The sequence below is a fragment of the Streptomyces sp. M92 genome (assembly GCF_028473745.1).
Taxonomy (GTDB): domain Bacteria; phylum Actinomycetota; class Actinomycetes; order Streptomycetales; family Streptomycetaceae; genus Streptomyces.
The window spans coordinates 3,034,985-3,051,155 of sequence record NZ_CP101137.1 but is presented as its reverse complement, the minus strand read 5'-3'; the positions used below and the strand labels follow the sequence as shown (position 1 = coordinate 3,051,155).

General features: G+C 72.5%; 11 protein-coding genes. 4 read left to right on the top strand and 7 right to left on the bottom strand.

Annotated features, from left to right (window positions below; all coding sequences use genetic code 11):
• Positions 1-63 precede the first annotated feature (63 nt).
• The 3 genes from M6G08_RS14020 to M6G08_RS14010 all read left to right on the top strand — a co-directional run bounded on the left by M6G08_RS14020 (position 64) and on the right by M6G08_RS14010 (position 6,212).
• On the top strand, positions 64-2,838 hold the full coding sequence (locus M6G08_RS14020) for a lysylphosphatidylglycerol synthase domain-containing protein (RefSeq protein ID WP_272587497.1): 2,775 nt from the start codon (positions 64-66) through the stop codon (positions 2,836-2,838).
• Positions 2,839-2,952: 114 nt separating this feature from the next.
• A complete protein-coding gene (locus M6G08_RS14015; protein WP_272587496.1) occupies positions 2,953-4,518 on the top strand; it encodes an alpha/beta hydrolase in 1,566 nt (521 codons plus the stop codon).
• Positions 4,519-4,670: 152 nt separating this feature from the next.
• Complete coding sequence (locus M6G08_RS14010) at positions 4,671-6,212, top strand: alpha/beta hydrolase (protein ID WP_272587495.1); 1,542 nt, start codon at positions 4,671-4,673, stop codon at positions 6,210-6,212.
• 86 nt (positions 6,213-6,298) lie between these two features.
• On the opposite strand, the gene moeZ is transcribed toward M6G08_RS14010, so the two are convergent.
• The 7 genes from moeZ to M6G08_RS13975 form a co-directional block, all read right to left on the bottom strand.
• Complete coding sequence (gene moeZ / locus M6G08_RS14005) at positions 6,299-7,477, bottom strand: adenylyltransferase/sulfurtransferase MoeZ (protein ID WP_272587494.1); 1,179 nt, start codon at positions 7,475-7,477, stop codon at positions 6,299-6,301.
• A 63-nt stretch (positions 7,478-7,540) separates the two neighbouring features.
• Positions 7,541-8,299, bottom strand: coding sequence for a spherulation-specific family 4 protein (locus M6G08_RS14000; protein WP_272587493.1), 759 nt, complete (start codon positions 8,297-8,299; stop codon positions 7,541-7,543).
• Positions 8,287-9,345, bottom strand: a complete 1,059-nt coding sequence (locus tag M6G08_RS13995; RefSeq protein ID WP_272587492.1) for an SDR family oxidoreductase — start codon at positions 9,343-9,345, stop codon at positions 8,287-8,289. The genes M6G08_RS14000 and M6G08_RS13995 overlap by 13 nt, the downstream gene beginning before the upstream one ends.
• A gap of 99 nt (positions 9,346-9,444) precedes the next feature.
• The gene (locus tag M6G08_RS13990) at positions 9,445-10,602 is read right to left on the bottom strand and encodes a hypothetical protein (RefSeq protein WP_272587491.1); all 1,158 of its coding nucleotides are present in this window, start codon (positions 10,600-10,602) and stop codon (positions 9,445-9,447) included.
• The gene (locus M6G08_RS13985) at positions 10,599-12,653 is read right to left on the bottom strand and encodes a DUF3492 domain-containing protein (RefSeq protein ID WP_272587490.1); all 2,055 of its coding nucleotides are present in this window, start codon (positions 12,651-12,653) and stop codon (positions 10,599-10,601) included. Before M6G08_RS13985 ends, M6G08_RS13990 begins: the two co-directional genes overlap by 4 nt.
• A gap of 222 nt (positions 12,654-12,875) precedes the next feature.
• Positions 12,876-14,606 carry a DUF3152 domain-containing protein gene (locus M6G08_RS13980; RefSeq protein ID WP_272587489.1) on the bottom strand — a complete coding sequence of 577 codons (1,731 nt, stop codon included), beginning with the start codon at positions 14,604-14,606 and terminating at the stop codon, positions 12,876-12,878.
• Between the two features lie 8 nt (positions 14,607-14,614).
• Complete coding sequence (locus M6G08_RS13975; RefSeq protein ID WP_272587488.1) at positions 14,615-15,637, bottom strand: alpha/beta fold hydrolase; 1,023 nt, start codon at positions 15,635-15,637, stop codon at positions 14,615-14,617.
• Between the two features lie 219 nt (positions 15,638-15,856).
• On the opposite strand from M6G08_RS13975, the gene M6G08_RS13970 reads away from it, so the two are divergent.
• Entirely contained in the window at positions 15,857-16,078 is a 222-nt protein-coding gene (locus M6G08_RS13970) for an Rv3202a family protein (RefSeq protein ID WP_272587487.1), read from the top strand.
• Positions 16,079-16,171 lie beyond the last annotated feature (93 nt).

Genomic DNA, 16,171 nt, shown 5'->3' with positions numbered 1-16,171 from the left:
GGCCGACGCGGCATGCCACCATCGTGCGGTCGGTGACCAGTGATACGAGAGCAAGAAGAGGCGATGAAACAGCAGGGTGTGCACCCCGAGGACGCCGAGGGCACCTCTGACTCTTCGTCGCGTCCGGACGACTCCTCGTCGCACCCGGACGCCGCGGCACGGGGCCGGTCGGCGACGGCGGCCGACCCCGACGACGTGGCCCACATCGACGAGGTGGAGGGCGACGAACCGCTGCTCCCCGCGCGCGTGCACCGTCCTTCCGACCTGATGCGACTCCTGGTGGGCGTGCTCGCCGTCGCCGTACTGCTGGCCGTCGCCGCCTTCGCGCACGGCACCACCTCGGGTCTCGAACAGGACATCAGCAAGGGCACCGGACAGGCACCCGATCTGCTGATCAAGATCGCGGGACTGGCCTCCAGCATCGCGATCCTCCTGGTGCCGGTCGCGTTCGCGATCGAGCGGCTGATCAAGCGGGACGGACTGCGGATCGCCGACGGCGTGCTGGCGGCGGTCCTCGCGCACGGGGTGACCCTCGCCACGGACCTGTGGGTCGCCAAGGCGGCCCCCGGCTCCATCCAGGAGGCGCTCACCCAGCCGTCGCCGGGCGACGTCCACGCGCTGACCGACCCCGTGCACGGCTACCTGGCGCCGGTCATCGCGTACATGACGGCAGTCGGCATGTCACGCAGGCCCCGGTGGCGCGCGGTGCTGTGGATCGTGCTGCTCCTCGACGCCTTCTCGATGCTCGTCACGGGCTACACGACGCCGTTCTCGATCATCCTGACGGTCCTCATCGGCTGGACCGTCGCCTACGGCACGCTGTATTCCGTCGGCTCCCCCAACGTCCGCCCCACCGGCCGGACGCTGATGGCGGGCCTGCGGACCGTCGGGTTCCACCCCGTGACCGCCGCCCGCCAGGAGGTGGCGTCGGACACCGCGGAGACCGGTGACCGCGGCCGGCGCTACTTCGTCACCCTGGAGGACGGCCGGCCCCTGGACGTGACCGTGGTGGACCGGGAGCAGCAGGCACAGGGCTTCTTCTACCGCGCGTGGCGCAATCTCACGCTGCGCGGCTTCGCGACCCGCAGCAGCCTCCCGTCGCTGCGCCAGGCACTGGAGCAGGAGGCGCTGCTCGCCTACGCGGCGATCGCGGCCGGTGCCAACGCGCCCAAGCTGATCGCGACGTCCGAGCTGGGGCCCGACGCGGTGATGCTCGTCTACGAGCACACCGGCGGGCGCACTCTCGACTCGCTGCCCGACGAGGAGATCACCGACGACCTGCTGCGCGGCACCTGGGAGCAGGTACAGGCCCTGCAGTCCCGGCGTATCGCACACCGCAGGCTGGTGGGCGACGCCATCCTGGTGGATCGTTCCGGCACGGTGATCCTCACCGACCTGCGCATCGGGGAGATCGCCGCCGGTGACCTGCTGCTGCGCATGGACGTCTCCCAGCTCCTGGTGACGCTCGGCCTGAGGGTGGGTGCCGAACGGGCGGTCGCCTCGGCGGTGGCCGTGCTCGGCCCCGACGCCGTGGCGGACTGCCTGCCGATGCTCCAGCCCATCGCGCTCAGCCGCTCCACCCGCGCGACCCTGCGCAGGCTCGGCCGGGAGCGCGCCCAGCGCGAACGCGAGGCCGTCCTGGAGTCGTCCCGGCAGGCGAAGCTCGCCCGCGCGGAGGCGGCGGGCGGAGATGACGCCCACCAGGCGCACGGGCGGACCGGCAGACCCGCCAAGTCCGCGAAACTCGAGAAGGCCGAGAAGAAGGCCGCGCGCGCCGAGCAACGGGCGGAGAAGCGGGCCGTGGACGAGGCGCTGGAGGAGGCACGCGAGGAGGACCTGCTCACGCAGATCCGGCACGCCGTGCTGCGCATCAGGCCGCAGGCCCCCGTCGAGCCGGCCCGGCTGGAGCGGGTGCGGCCACGTACGCTCATCAGCTTCATCGCCGGGGCCATCGGGGCCTACTTCCTGCTGACGCAGCTCACGCACATCGAGTTCGGTCCGCTGATCGCGAACGCCCAGTGGGGCTGGGTCGCGGCGGCCGTGCTGTTCTCGGCGGCGAGCTACATCGCGGCGGCCATGGCACTGCTGGGCTTCGTACCCGAACGGGTGCCGTTCCTGCGGACCGTGGCCGCGCAGGTCGCCGGTTCGTTCGTGAAGATCGTCGCGCCCGCGGCGGTCGGCGGGGTCGCGCTGAACACCCGTTTCCTGCAGCGCGCGGGTGTACGGCCGGGGCTCGCGGTGGCGAGTGTCGGCGCGTCACAGCTGTTCGGGCTGGGCTGCCACATCCTGATGCTGCTGGCCTTCGGCTATCTGACCGGCACCGAGAAGACCCCGTCGCTGACCCCCTCCCGGACGGTCATCGCGGGTCTGCTGACGGTGGCGGTACTCGTGCTCGTGGTGACCTCGGTGCCGTTCCTGCGGAAATTCGTCGTCACGCGCGTGCGGTCGCTTTTCGCCGGCGTCGTGCCGCGCATGCTGGACGTACTGCAGCGGCCGCAGAAGCTGATCACCGGCATCGGCGGCATGCTGCTGCTCACCGCCTGCTTCGTGATGTGCCTGGACGCCTCCATCCGGGCCTTCGGCGACGAGTCGGCGTCGATCAGCCTGGTGAGCGTCGCGGTCGTCTTCCTGGCGGGCAACGCACTGGGGTCCGCGGCGCCGACGCCCGGCGGTGTGGGCGCGGTGGAGGCGACGCTGACGGTCGGCCTGATCGCCATGGGCCTGCCCAAGGAGGTCGCCGCGCCCGCCGTACTGCTGTACCGGCTGCTCACACTGTGGCTGCCGGTGCTCCCGGGCTGGCTGTTCTTCAACCACCTGACACGGAAAGAGGCGCTGTAGTGCTCCGATGAGCGCTCCGTGACGCGGCACACGGCAGGCGTCGGCGAGCACGCGGCATACCTCGTACGGCTCGTGCCCCGAGCGCGCGGCCAGGCGCGGTCGCACGATGGACGCATGCCGAATCCATCCCGGCTGCGCGTCGCCGCCCTGGCCTCCGCTGCCTCCGTGGTCATGTGCACCGCCCTCCTGTCCGGCTGCAGCGACGACTCCGGGAGCAGCACCGAGGGGAACGACGACCTGGCGGCCCAGAAGCTCGACTGGAAGGACTGTCCGGCTCCTTCCGAGGCCGAGGGCGGCGGCGCCGCGCCCTCTCCGCTGCCGGACGGGGACGAGTGGCAGTGCGTCACCATGAAGGCGCCGCTCGACTGGGACGATCCCCGGGGCGACACGATCGGCCTCGCGCTGATCCGGGCCGAGTCCAGCGGCCCGGCCGACCGGCGGATCGGATCGCTCGTCTTCAACTTCGGCGGCCCGGGCGGCTCGGGCGTCACCACGCTGCCCGCCTTCGGCCAGGACTACGCGAAACTGCGCACCCGCTACGACCTGGTCAGCTTCGACCCGCGCGGCGTCGGCCGCAGCGCCCCCGTGGAATGCCTGAACGACAAACAGCTCGACACCTACTTCCAGCAGGACGCCACCCCCGACGACGCCGCCGAGCGCCGGGAACTGGTGGACAACACGGAGGACTTCAACGCCGCCTGCGAGAAGAACTCCAAGAGGGTGCTGCCGCACGTGGCCACGACCGACGCGGCGCGCGACATGGACCTGATGCGCCAGGTCCTCGGCGACGACAAGCTGCACTACTTCGGCATCTCCTACGGCACCGAACTCGGCGGTGTCTACGCCCACCTGTTCCCGAAGCATGTGGGACGCGCCGTCTTCGACGCGGTCGTCGACCCGACCCAGACCCCGGAACAGGGCTCGCTGGGGCAGGCCGGGGGCTTCCAGCTCGCCCTCGACAACTTCGCCGAGGACTGCGTCTCGAAGACCGAGGAATGCCCCGTCGGGGACAGCGCCCAGGACGTCAAGGACCGCATCGCCCGGCTGTTGAAGGACCTCGACAGCAGGCCGATCCCCGGCATCTTCCCGCGCGAACTCACCCAGACCGCCGCGACCGGTGGCATCGCCCAGTCGCTCTACTCGAAGGACTTCTGGGAGTACCTGACCGAGGGCCTGGTACAGGCGTACGACGGTGACGGCACGATCCTCATGGCGCTGTCGGACTCGCTGAACGGGCGCAACGAGAACGGCCAGTACAGCAACATCACCGCCGCCAACGTCGCCATCAACTGCGCCGACGACAAGCCGCGGTACGACCCCGCGTACGTGGAGAGCAAGCTGCCCGAGTTCCGGAAGGCCTCGCCGGTCTTCGGCGACTACCTCGCCTGGTCCATGCTCAGCTGCACCGACTGGCCGGTGCCCGGCGCCGCCGAACATCCCGACGTCAGCGCGCCCGGTGCGGCTCCGATCCTGGTGATCGGCAACACCGGTGACCCCGCGACGCCCTACGAGGGTGCCGGGAGGATGGCGCAGGCACTGGGCGAGGGCGTCGGCGTCGAGCTGACCTACGAGGGTCAGGGGCACGGCGCCTACGACAGCAAGAACAAGTGCGTGCAGGACGCCGTCCACGGCTACCTGCTGGACGGCGAGGTCCCGGCCGCCGGCACGGTCTGCTCCTGACCTCTTCCGCACCCGACGACCAGCATCCCAGATCGGACGAACGCGCAGGTCAGATGGTTATCCACAGGGCGCGGCAGGTTCAGCGCACTCCGCCTACCATGGCATGACCGCCATCCGCCGCACGGCGCGGACGGCTCGCGAGGGGGGGAGCGATGACGCGTCTCGTACGGTGGACGGCTCTGACGGCCGCCGCGGCACTGCTGACGGCGGGCTGCAGTGGCGGCTCGTCCGGGGAGGACGAGGGCGGCGGAGGAACGGGCAGCCCGCTGCCCTCGGCGGCGGCGCCGTCGGGAGTGCCCGAGTCGCTGGCCTCCCAGGAACTCGACTGGGGCCGTTGCAAGGGCACCGCGGATTCCCCCGCCCCTGACGGCGACTGGCAGTGCACCACCTTCAAGGCGCCGTTGAACTGGGCCGAGCCGGACGGCGACACGATCGACCTGGCGTTGATCCGGGCGAAGGCCACCGGCGACGAGCGCATCGGCTCCCTGCTGTTCAACTTCGGGGGGCCCGGCGGCTCGGGCGTCTCCATGATGCCGTCCTACGCCGACACGGTCTCCTCCCTGCACGAGCGGTACGACCTGGTGAGCTGGGACCCGCGCGGGGTGGCCGCCAGCGAGGGCATCCGCTGCCGCGGCGACGAGGCGATCGAGGCCGCCGAGTCGGTGGACTCCACGCCGGACACCATCGCCGAGGAACAGGCGTATCTGAAGGACGCCGCCGACTTCGGCAAGGGCTGCCAGAAGTCCGCCGGCGAGCTGATGTCACACGTGTCGACCACGGACACCGCCCGCGACATGGACCTGATGCGCCACGTCCTGGGCGACGCGAAGATGCACTACTTCGGCATCTCCTACGGCACCGAACTCGGCGGCGTCTACGCCCACCTGTTCCCGAAGCGCGTGGGCCGCATGGCCCTGGACGCCGTCGTGGACCCGACCGCCGACACGATCGGCCACGCCGAGAACCAGGCCCGGGGCTTCCAGCGCGCCCTGGACGACTACCTGAAGTCCACCGGGCAGGACCCGGAGCAGGGGTCGCGGGTGATCGCCGACCTGCTGGAGCGGCTCGACGCCGAGCCGCTGCCGACGTCGTCACCGGGCCGCGAGCTGACGCAGACCCTCGCCCTCACGGGCATCGTCCTGCCCCTCTACAGCAAGTCCGGCTGGCCGACCCTGACCAGTGCGCTGACGGCCGCCGAGGAGGGCGACGGCTCGGAACTGCTGGCACTCGCCGACGGATACAACGAGCGCGACCCGTCGGGGCACTACGGCACGACGACCCACTCGCAGCGGGTCATATCGTGCCTGGACGACAAGCAGCGGCCGACCCTGGAGGAGACGAAGAGGCTGCTGCCGGAGTTCGAGAAGATCTCCCCCGTCTTCGGGTCCTTCCTCGGCTGGGACACGGCCGGCTGGTGCCACGACTGGCCGGTCCCCGGTCAGCGCGAAACTCCGAAGGTGAGCGCGCCCGGTGCGACTCCGGTCCTGGTGGTCGGCAACACCGGGGACCCGGCCACGCCCTACGAGGGCGCGCGCAGGATGGCGGACGAGCTGGGCGAGGACGTGGGTGTGGTGCTCACCTGGAAGGGCGAGGGGCACGGGGCGTACGGGAGCGGGAGCGACTGTGTCGACTCCACCGTGGACGCCTATCTGCTGAAGGGCACGGTGCCAAAGGACGGCAAGGTCTGCTCATGACGACGGCGGGGGCTCCGGGCACCTGCGGTGCGCGGAACCCCCGCCGTACGGGAAGCGTGGCCGTTGCCCGGCCTGCCGGGGCCCGGTCAGTAGACGGGCTTCTCCGGCTCGATCTGGTTGACCCAGCCGATCACGCCTCCGCCGACGTGGACGGCGTCGGCGAAGCCGGCGGACTTGAGGACCGCGAGGACTTCCGCACTGCGGACACCCGTCTTGCAGTTCAAGACAATCTTCTTGTTCTGCGGGAGGCTCTCCAGGGCGGAGCCCATGAGGAACTCGTTCTTGGGGATCAGCCGGGCACCCGGGATGGAGACGATCTCGAACTCGTTCGGCTCGCGGACGTCGATGAGCTCGATGTCCTCACCGTCGTCGATCCACTCCTTGAGCTGCTTGGGAGTGATCGTGGAGTCGGCCGCCGCCGCCTGGGCCTCCTCGGAGACGACGCCGCAGAAGGCCTCGTAGTCGATGAGCTCGGTGACGGTCGGGTTCTCGCCGCAGACCGCGCAGTCGGGGTCCTTGCGGACCTTGACCTGGCGGTACTGCATCTCCAGGGCGTCGTAGATCATCAGGCGGCCGACCAGCGGCTCGCCGATGCCCGCGAGGAGCTTGATGGCCTCGTTGGTCTGGATGGAGCCGATGGACGCGCAGAGCACGCCCAGGACGCCGCCCTCGGCGCAGGAGGGGACCATGCCGGGGGGCGGGGGCTCCGGGTAGAGGCAGCGGTAGCAGGGGCCGTGCTCGGACCAGAAGACGGAGGCCTGGCCGTCGAAACGGTAGATCGAACCCCAGACGTAGGGCTTGTTGAGCAGCACGCAGGCGTCGTTGACCAGGTAGCGGGTCGCGAAGTTGTCCGTGCCGTCGACGATCAGGTCGTACTGGGCGAAGATGTCCATCACGTTGTCGGCCTCGAGCCGCTCCTGGTGAAGGATCACGTCCACGTACGGGTTGATGCCCTTGATCGTGTCACGGGCGGACTCGGCCTTGGGACGGCCGATGTCGGCCTGGCTGTGGATGACCTGACGCTGCAGGTTGGACTCGTCGACCTCGTCGAACTCGATGATGCCGAGCGTGCCGACACCGGCTGCCGCCAGGTACATCAAGGTCGGCGAGCCGAGACCGCCCGCGCCCACGGCGAGCACCTTCGCGTTCTTCAGCCGCTTCTGCCCGTCCATCCCCACGTCGGGGATGATCAGGTGGCGGGAGTACCTGCGGACCTCGTCTACGGTGAGCTCGGCGGCCGGCTCGACCAGGGGTGGCAGCGACACGGGGACTCCGTTTGTCGGTCAGTAATTACGGTTGTTCTCCTCGCAACACTGCCACGGCCTTTTTCATTCCGAGACACCCGTCCCGATACGCGAGACGATGTCGTCCCAGTAGCCGGGCATCGTCTCCCAAGGGTCCATCCTGCCGCCCCCGCCGCCCCGTTCGGTGCGGTCGGTGAACCAGATCGTCGCGGCGCCCTGCCAGCGGGCGATGCGCAGCGCTTCCTCCAGGTGTCCGCGGGGCACTCCGTGGACGAAGTGGCAGAAGCGCTCGGGCGGGTGGTCGGCGCTCCACTCGGCCGCCTGCGACCAGCGGTAGTCGCTCCAGGCGCCCGAGAACGTCACCAGTTGGTCGGCGTTCTCGGCATAGCCGGGGTGGGGGTGGGTGCCGTGGCCGAGGACGATGTGGGCGTCGTCACGGATCACCCGCAGGGTGCTGATCGTGCGGCGGACCTCGGGCAGCGCGGCCCGTTCGGAGGGGCAGCGGTCGAGGAGGAAGCCGTCGACCCGGTACCAGTCGAGGTGGCGGTGGGCGTCGGAGATCAGCTCGCCGAAGCTCCGGGCCCCGTACGCGGCGTCGAGGTGGCCGAGGACGCGGACCCCAGCGTTGCGCAGCCGGCCGGCGGCCTCCAGGCAGTGCGGGTCGGGGTGGGCTCCGGGGCCGTCGGCGACGTTCAGCACGACCCAGTGCAGGGGCGCACCGGGCCAGGCCAGCTCCGCCCACTCGCCGGGGGCGACGAGGGGGTGGGCCAGCCCCGGAACGCCGAGGCCGGTACGGACGCCGGTGCTCGCGGTGCCCGCTGCGGTGCTGGTCAGATACGGCATGCCGCCTCCATCCAGATGTCGGCGAGGGACTCTTCGAGGGCGATCCTGGGCCGCCACCCGAGCCGGTCGCGTGCGGTGCGCACATCGGCCTGCTGCCAGCTGCCGCAGCCGTCCGGGTAGGGGTAGGCCACGGGCACCGCGTGCTCGGCGTCGGCGCGCTCGCCGCGGTGCCCGAGGGGCTCGGGGCGGTGATGGCCGAGGGCGTCGGCGCGGTGGTGGCCGAGGGCGTCGACACGGTGGCCGGCGGATTCGGTGCGCGGGTGGCCGATGGCCGGCCGGAGCCCGCCGGGCGGGCCGTCGAGCTCGTGCAGGGCACCGCCGTAGCCGGCCACCCGGGCGAGGGTCGCGGCGGCGTCGCGCAGGCGTACGGCGCGGCCGGAACCGATGTTGATGACGCCCTGCGCCGCGGAGAGCGAGGCGGCGTGCACGGCGCGGGCGACGTCGCGGACGTCGATGAAGTCGCGCTGCGCGCCGAGGCCGCCGAGCCTCAGCTCGCCGTCGCCGGACTGCATCGCCCGGCGCATGGCCTCGGCGAGCCGGCCCAGCGGGGAGCCCGCGGGTGTGCCGGGACCGGCGGGTGAGAAGACGCGGAGGACGACGGCGTCCAGGCCGGACCCTAGGACGAGTTCGGTGGCGGCGAGTTTGCTGACGCCGTAGGGGCCGCCTGGGCGGGGCACGGCGTCCTCCGCGGTGGAGGAGCCGGGCTGGCTGGGCCCGTACTCGGCGCTGCAGCCGACCTGCACCAGCCGGGCGCCGCAGCCGCTGCGGCGCAGGGCCTCGCAGACGGTGGCGACGGCGACGGTGTTGTGCCGGGTGAGATCACGCGCGCCGCCCCGGGTGGCCCCCGCGCAGTTGACGACGACGCCGGGGTGGACGGCGTCGATGAAGCGGGTGAGGGCGCCCGGGCTGCCGCTGGCGAGGTCGAAACGGACATCGGCGTCGTCGCCGCGGCCCAGCGTGGTGAGCTGGACGGCCGGGTCGGCGAGCAGGCGTTCGGCGACGAAGCGGCCGATGTAGCCGTTGGCTCCGATCAGCAGGACTCTCATCGGGCGGCTCCCGGTGCCGAGGCGTCGGGTCGGGAGGTGGTCATCTGAGGGCTCCTTCAGGGGGTGGTGCGGGCGTCTGGGGGGTGTCCGGGGAGGTGGTCAGCGCGGGTGCTCCGGCGCCGCGTGGGCGGATGCCCTGGTCAGGCGTCGGGTCGCGTGGACCAGGAGGATCAGGGCTCCGGTGCCGCAGGCCGCCGTCGGGACGGTGCCCGGGCCGAAGGCGCCGACCAGCGCCTCGACGGGGGCGGCCAGGAAGCCGCAGCCGGGGAGGCGGGCGGCGAAGACCGTGGCCACCGCCGCCGCCTCCGCCAGGGCCGCCGCGGTGAGGATCAGCGCGGGGGCGTGCGTGTGGCCGTGCACGGTGAGCAGGCGGGCGAGCAGGAGGAGGGCGCCGAGGGTGAGCACCTGCGGGTGGGCGGCCGGTTCCCGGAGTACCGCGCCGGTCAGCGCCGCCAGCGCCGCGAGCGCGGCCATGAACAGGGTGAACGTGCCGAGCAGCAGGGGGCGTACGGAGGCGGAGAAGTCCTCCAGGCCCCGGCTGGCCGTCAGTCTGCGGCGGGCGCGCACCGCGAAGAGGCGGGCGCACCCGGCAGCGGGCGCACAGGCCAGGGCGAGGGCCAGCACGGGGGCCGCGGTGACGGGCCACGGTCCGTCGGCGGTCCCGTCGGGCAGGTCGTCCGGGCCGCCGGAGAGAGCCGTGCGGAGCAGGCCGTCGCCGAGGATCGCGTAGCCGACGAGCCACCAGGTCCAGGTACCGGAGGTCCGCGCGCCGGCGCTCAACGGCCCTCGGCGCAGTACCGCGCGCAGAGCGAGGGCCACCGTGAGCGCTCCGGCGGTGACCGCGACCAGGCGCGTCCGGCCATCGGTGAGGTGCAGCACGGCCACGGCGGCGGCGCACAGGGCGCCGGGCAGAACGGCGAGCACGATCCAGGCGAGTGGGGCCCGTGGGGTCGGCTGGTCCGTGGGGCGCGGGGGCGTGTCGGCGTCGCGCGGGACGCGGGCGTACATCTCCTCCGCGAGGGAGAAGACGTCCCGGTGGCGGAAGCGTGCGGCGGTCCGGTCGGTGACGCCGTGGGCCTCCAGCCCGGCCGCGATCTCCAACGGGTCCACGGCGCGTTCGCACAGCTCGCGGTGGTGGTGGATCAGGGCCTTCACCGGGTCGGCGGCGACGCGGTGAGCTGCGGCCGGCGGACGCGTGCCGGGCTCCTCCGGCCCGGTCGCGGCCCAGTCACGGTCCAGTTCGTGGAGGCCGCTCATCGGGCCCCCTCGGTCGTGGAAACCGAGGCCGCGGCTGTGACTCTGTCGGCTGCGGCACCCGGATCCACAGCACCGCTCCCCTCGTCCGCCGACACGGGAACCGCAGCCCGCGCCCAGTCAGTCACCGAAACGGGAACCCCGGCCCGCGCCCCCTCAGCCGCCGACACCGCGGCCCGCGACACCAAGACCCCGGCCGGGGAGCTCTCGGCCGTGGAAACCGGAGCCTCGACTCCGGCCCCTTCGACCGCCCGCACGGGAACCGCAGCCCGGCCGGCCGCGGTCGCCGATGGCGAAGTCCCGGTTCGGGGCACGTGACCGCTGTCCGAGGTCCGGGGCGTGGCCCGGACGGGAGTGTCCGTCGCCCAGGCCGGGCCGCCTCGGGCCACGGCACGGGTCGTGGTGTCCGTCCAGCGGCCGGGAACGTGCGCCTCGGCGGGGACGGAGAACGGGAGGGGTTCGCCGGTGTCGTCGAGGACGACGCGGCGTGCGGGTGTGCGCGAGAGGATGTCGAGGTAAATGCCGTGAAATGCCGCGACGTTCTGCTCGACGGTGAACAGCTCCAGTGCGCGGGCGCGCGCGGCGGCCCCCAGGCGTGCACGGCGCTCGGGATCACGCAGCAGGGCGACGCACGCCTCGGCGAGCGCCCGGGGGTTGCGCGGCGGCACGACGAGTCCGGTGCCACCGATGGCCTCCACCACCGCGCCGACGTCCGTGGACACCGTCGCCCGGCCGCAGAACATGGCCTCGACCAGGCCCGTCGGGAAGCCTTCGACGACGCTGGAGAGGACCACCAGGGCCCCCGAGGCGTACGCGTCGGCGCGGGAGGGAAGTTCCGGCCCGCCGATCTCCTCGAAGGTCACCGGATTGCTGCCGACGGCGTGTGGTCCGTCGGCCTCGTCGGGGAAGAGCTGCGCGGCCAGGCCCTTGCAGTGGGCGAGGTAGGCCGCGCCCTCGGGCCCGGAGGGGCCGCCCACGATCCTGAGGCGGGTCTTGGGCTCGTCCTTGCGGATCTCCGCGAAGGCGTGCAGCAGCGAGACGAGGTCCTTGGCCGGCTCGACCCGGCCGACCCAGACCAGGGTGTGCGGATCGGAGCGTTCCGGGGACTCCCCCACCTCGGCGAACGGGGTCGCGTCCATGCCCGGGTGGACCGTACGGAGCTTGGCGCGGTCTGCTCCGCAGCGCTCCTGCCAGCGTCGGGCATGCGTGTTGCCGGGCGTGATGAAAGCCGCGCGCCGGTAGGTCTCGGCGGCCAGCCGGCCGTGGAAGGCGGCCAGCAGGAACCGTATGGAGGGCGAGGAGTCGGGTTCGTTGAGGTAGTGCGCGCGCAGCCGCACCCCGTACTCGGTCAGCAGCAGGGGCACCTCGCAGAAGTGCCGGGCGAGCAGGCCCGGCAGGGCGGCGGTGCCGCCGGAGGCCGCGTGGCACAGGTCGACGGCGCCCAGCCCGTCGTCCTGGTACCAGTCGAGCGACAGGGGGCGCAGGATGCTTTCGAGGCGCGCGACGACGGTGAGCAGATCAAACACGCGCGCCTCGCGCGCGGAGCGGTGGGCGCCGGGCGCACGACAGGCGCTTTCCAGGGCGCGCACGGCGGTCTCCGAGCGCAGTGCGCGGGGCAGTCCGCCCTTGTCACGAGCGAGTTCGGCGAGGCCGTACAGCGCGTTGGCGAAACGGTCCGCCTCCTGGGTGAACTGGTCGCGGGCGCCCGTCGCGTCCGCTCTCGACGCCGCGGACCCCGCCCGGCCGGAGGCTTCTTCGGGAACGGTTGCGCAGAGGATCGCGACCAGTTCGCCGTAGTACTCGGCAAAGCGCCGGCGCGTGCGCCGTCCGTACACGACCCCGTCGTCCTCGGCGTCCCACAGTGACGCGGTACGCACCCGGCCGACCTGCGGCGGCAGCGGATCCCACCCCTCGGCCTCCTGGTGCTCGCCGCGGGTGATCGCGTAGACGTCGAACTCGTGCTGCTCGAGCCCTCGCACGAGCCGGTCACACCAGAGTCCGGGCTCACCGTTCACATACGGATAGCCACCCTCCGTAAGCAGTCCGATGCGCACGCGCGCACCCCCGATCTCCCGTTTGGGGAGCCGCCGTTGGCCCGGCGGCTCGCAGCGGGACGAACGTATGCGGACAAGGCGGTGGCGCGATGGACGGTTGTCCATCGCGCCACCAAAAGGGGTGAACGGTCGTAACTTTCCTGTGCGGGACGCGTTCGATCGCGCTAAGGGTTCAAGTGGTCACGAAGCGTGACGCGATGGCCGTGGCTGACCGCTCGCCGGTCAACTGTTCGGATAGGCCCAGGGATTGGGACGGCAGTCGATTCCGTCGTGGTCGACGAATTTCGTCTGCTGCTGCATGACCGGGGCGAGTTCGCCGTCCTTGTCGCAGGTGACGTGGTTGTAGCCGATGCGGTGGCCGACCTCGTGGTTGATGAGCATCTGCCGGTAGCCGTGGATGTCGTCACCGTACGGCTCGGCGCCCTGCGCCCACCGATAGGCGTTGACCATCACGCGCTGGGTGGCGGCCGAGTCGCAGGACACGTTGTCCACGGTGGTGTCCAGGCCGGACTTGGCGCACCACTCGGCGGTGGTGCCCGGACTGGCCAGCGTGATCACGAATTCGGGCTCGCCGGAGTAGATGCGCGTGAAGGTGTGGGCACCGTTGTGGGCCCAGCTCCGGTCGTCGTTGAGTGTCTTGTGGATGGCCTCGGCGAAGAGTTCGCCGTCGAGACCCAGCCCGCGCTCCACGTCCACGCGATAGGTGTGCCGATCCCCCTTCTCCGGTCCCTCGGCGATGCCGGCGATGGCCTCGAACTCCCCGGAGCCCTTGAGCGTGGCGTCGAGCGGGTAGGTCTTGCCCATCTTCTGCTCGTACGTCAGCGGCTTCGCGGACTCGGGCGCGGAGGGCGTCGGGCGGCCCTCGTCCCGCGACGCGGAGTCGTGGGCGCCGCGGGCCTGGTCGGTGGCGGACTGCGACCGCGCGCCCTCGCCGTCCGAGCCGTCGGCGACCTGCCCGGCCACGACGACCGCCAGCACGGTGGTGACGGCGGCCGCGGCGATGCCGGTGAAGGTCCTGCCCTTGGCGCCCTTGGCCGTCGCGGGTTCGCCCGTGGGCGGCGCGTCGTCGGCGGGGGCATCGGCACGGGCAGCGGCGTCGGGGCCCGGGCCGCCGGGGCCGTCGTCGGCGCTCCAGTCGGTGACGGAGGCGTAGGGGTCGGCGGGCTGCGCGGGGGCGGGGACACGACGCCGGGGGCGGGGCGCGAAGACGTCCCCGCCACCATCACCGTCGAAGGCGTCCAGGTACTCCTGCCGCGGCCCGCCCGGCGAACCCTGCCGCTGTCGCGGGAAGGGCGTGCCGGGCCCGGCGGGTCCACCGGGAGGCCCCGGGCGGGTGCGCGCGCCGCCGGGCGGTGCGGTCGGTGTCCCGTCCCCGGTGCCGGCACCGTCCGGGCCGCTCAGCTCGCCCCAGCCGCCACCGGGTTCGCGCTGCTGGGGGTGACCACCCCGAACCCGCGGCACGCCGTGCGCCGGCGTGCCGTCGGGAAACCTGGGGACACCGCGCGCGGGCGTACCGTCCGCGCCGTCCGGAAGGCCGCGCTCCGACGTGCCGCCCGCGACCCGGGGAAAACCATGCGCCGGCGTCCCGTCCGCAGCCCGGGGAAAACCATGCGCCGGCGTCCCGTCCGCGTCCCGCGGGAAGTCTCGCCCCGGGGCCCCACCGGGAACAGACGGGAACCCGTGCGCCGGAGCAGCCTCCTCCGGCCTCCACCTCGAACCCGGCCCCGGCCCCGGTCCCGTGTGCCCCTGTCGTCCGACGTCGCCGCCCCGGGGGCCGCCCGGTGCTCCATGGGAGGCGGTGCCGGGAGCTCCGCTCACCGGTGGTGATGTCTGCTCCCCGGCCGGAGGCCCAGCTGCCCGGCGCCGGCCCAGCAGGCCGGAACGGCTCTCCCGCGCGGCGGTGTCCGCGCCGGCGGGCTTGGGGGCGGGTCCGCGTCGGCTGTGGCGTCCCACGTCGCGCCTCAGCCTCCTGTGCTCTGGTTGGCGGTCTCGTCCTCGACGACCCCGTCGGTCCGCTCGTCGGCCGCCGGCTTCCCGGTGTCCGCGAGGAGTTCGCGGAACGCCGTGGCCACCGACTCCGGATACTCCATCATCGCCACGTGCCCCGCGTCCGGCAGGGTGAGCAGCCGGGAGTCACGGAAGGCGCGGGCGGCACGCTGGGCCATGCGGTAGCTGACGAGTTGGTCCCGTCCACCGTAGACCAGGAGCGTGGGTGCGAGAACCCGTTCGGCCTGTCGCCACAGCGCGTGCTGGCCGCCCAGCGTGTACGCGTTGACGATGCCACGCGCGGAGCGCGCCATCGCGTCCCAGAAGTACGGCAGTTGCAGCCGCCGCTCCATCTCCTCAACGGCGTTGCGGAAGCCCTCCTCGCTCACCCTCCCGGGATCGCCGTAGCAGAGCGCCCTCACACCGCGCACCCGCTGCTCCGCGGTCCACTCCCGGGTGAGCCGGGTGAACAGCGCCACCACCCCCGGCACCGCCAGGAGCCCCGTCGGCAGGGCGCTGCGCTGCACGCGGATCTCCGGCAGCGCGGGCGACACGAGGGTCAGCGTCCGCACCAGGTCGGGCCGGACCGCGGCGACACGGGTGACGACGGCGCCGCCGAGCGAGTTGCCGAGGAGGTGCACGGGGCCGCGCCCGGAGGCGTCGAGGTGGCGGATCACCGCGCGCGCGTGGCCCGTGATCGAGTAGTCGCCGTCGTCCGGTGGCGGGGAGTCGCCGAAGCCCGGCAGATCGACGGCCTCGCTGTCGACGACGCCGTCCAGCAGCGGCATCAGCGCCGACCAGTTCTGCGACGAGCCGCCGAGGCCGTGGACGTAGAGGGCCGGCGGCAGTCCCGCGCGGGCGGGCGGGCGCGAGCGCACCGTCAGGGTGATGCCGGGCAGGTGGACCGAGCGCAGACGCTCACCGTCCGCGACCTTGACGGCCGCGACCTTCGGCAGCACGTTGGCGGGCGAGGCGGACGGCGGCTCGGTCGAATACATGCGGCAATGTTACGAGACGATCACGCAATGGTTCATGTGTTCGCCATCACAAGGGTGAGCGCGTCCGCGCCGCACAGACGACCACGGACAGCCACGGACAGCCACGGACGGCCACGGACGACGCATGGCGTCCGGATCGGGTGTCTCCTACGCTCATGGAGTGGGCACCCGCGTGTGGCCCCTGCACCTTCAGGGACGTTCGTAGGAAGGGAGCCCAGCATGACCGTCGACCCGACCGACCCGGAGACCTTCGAGTACGAGGCGCAGGAGGCGGAGGAGCCCGACGTCGAGGCACCGGACGCCGACGCGGCCGAGCAGAAGGCGGACATCGCGCCGGAACGCGACGATCCGCTCACCGGCCACGACCCGGACCGCGCCAACGAGGCCGACCTGGCGGAACAGGCCAGGGTCGTCTCCCACGACGAGGACGACTACCGCTGAAAAGGCTCGCCGAGCAGGAAGGAGGACGTTTTCTGCCCGGCCTGAACCCTTTTGAAACCTGTTGTGCGGCTTTCGCCACCGTCCGGTCCGTGA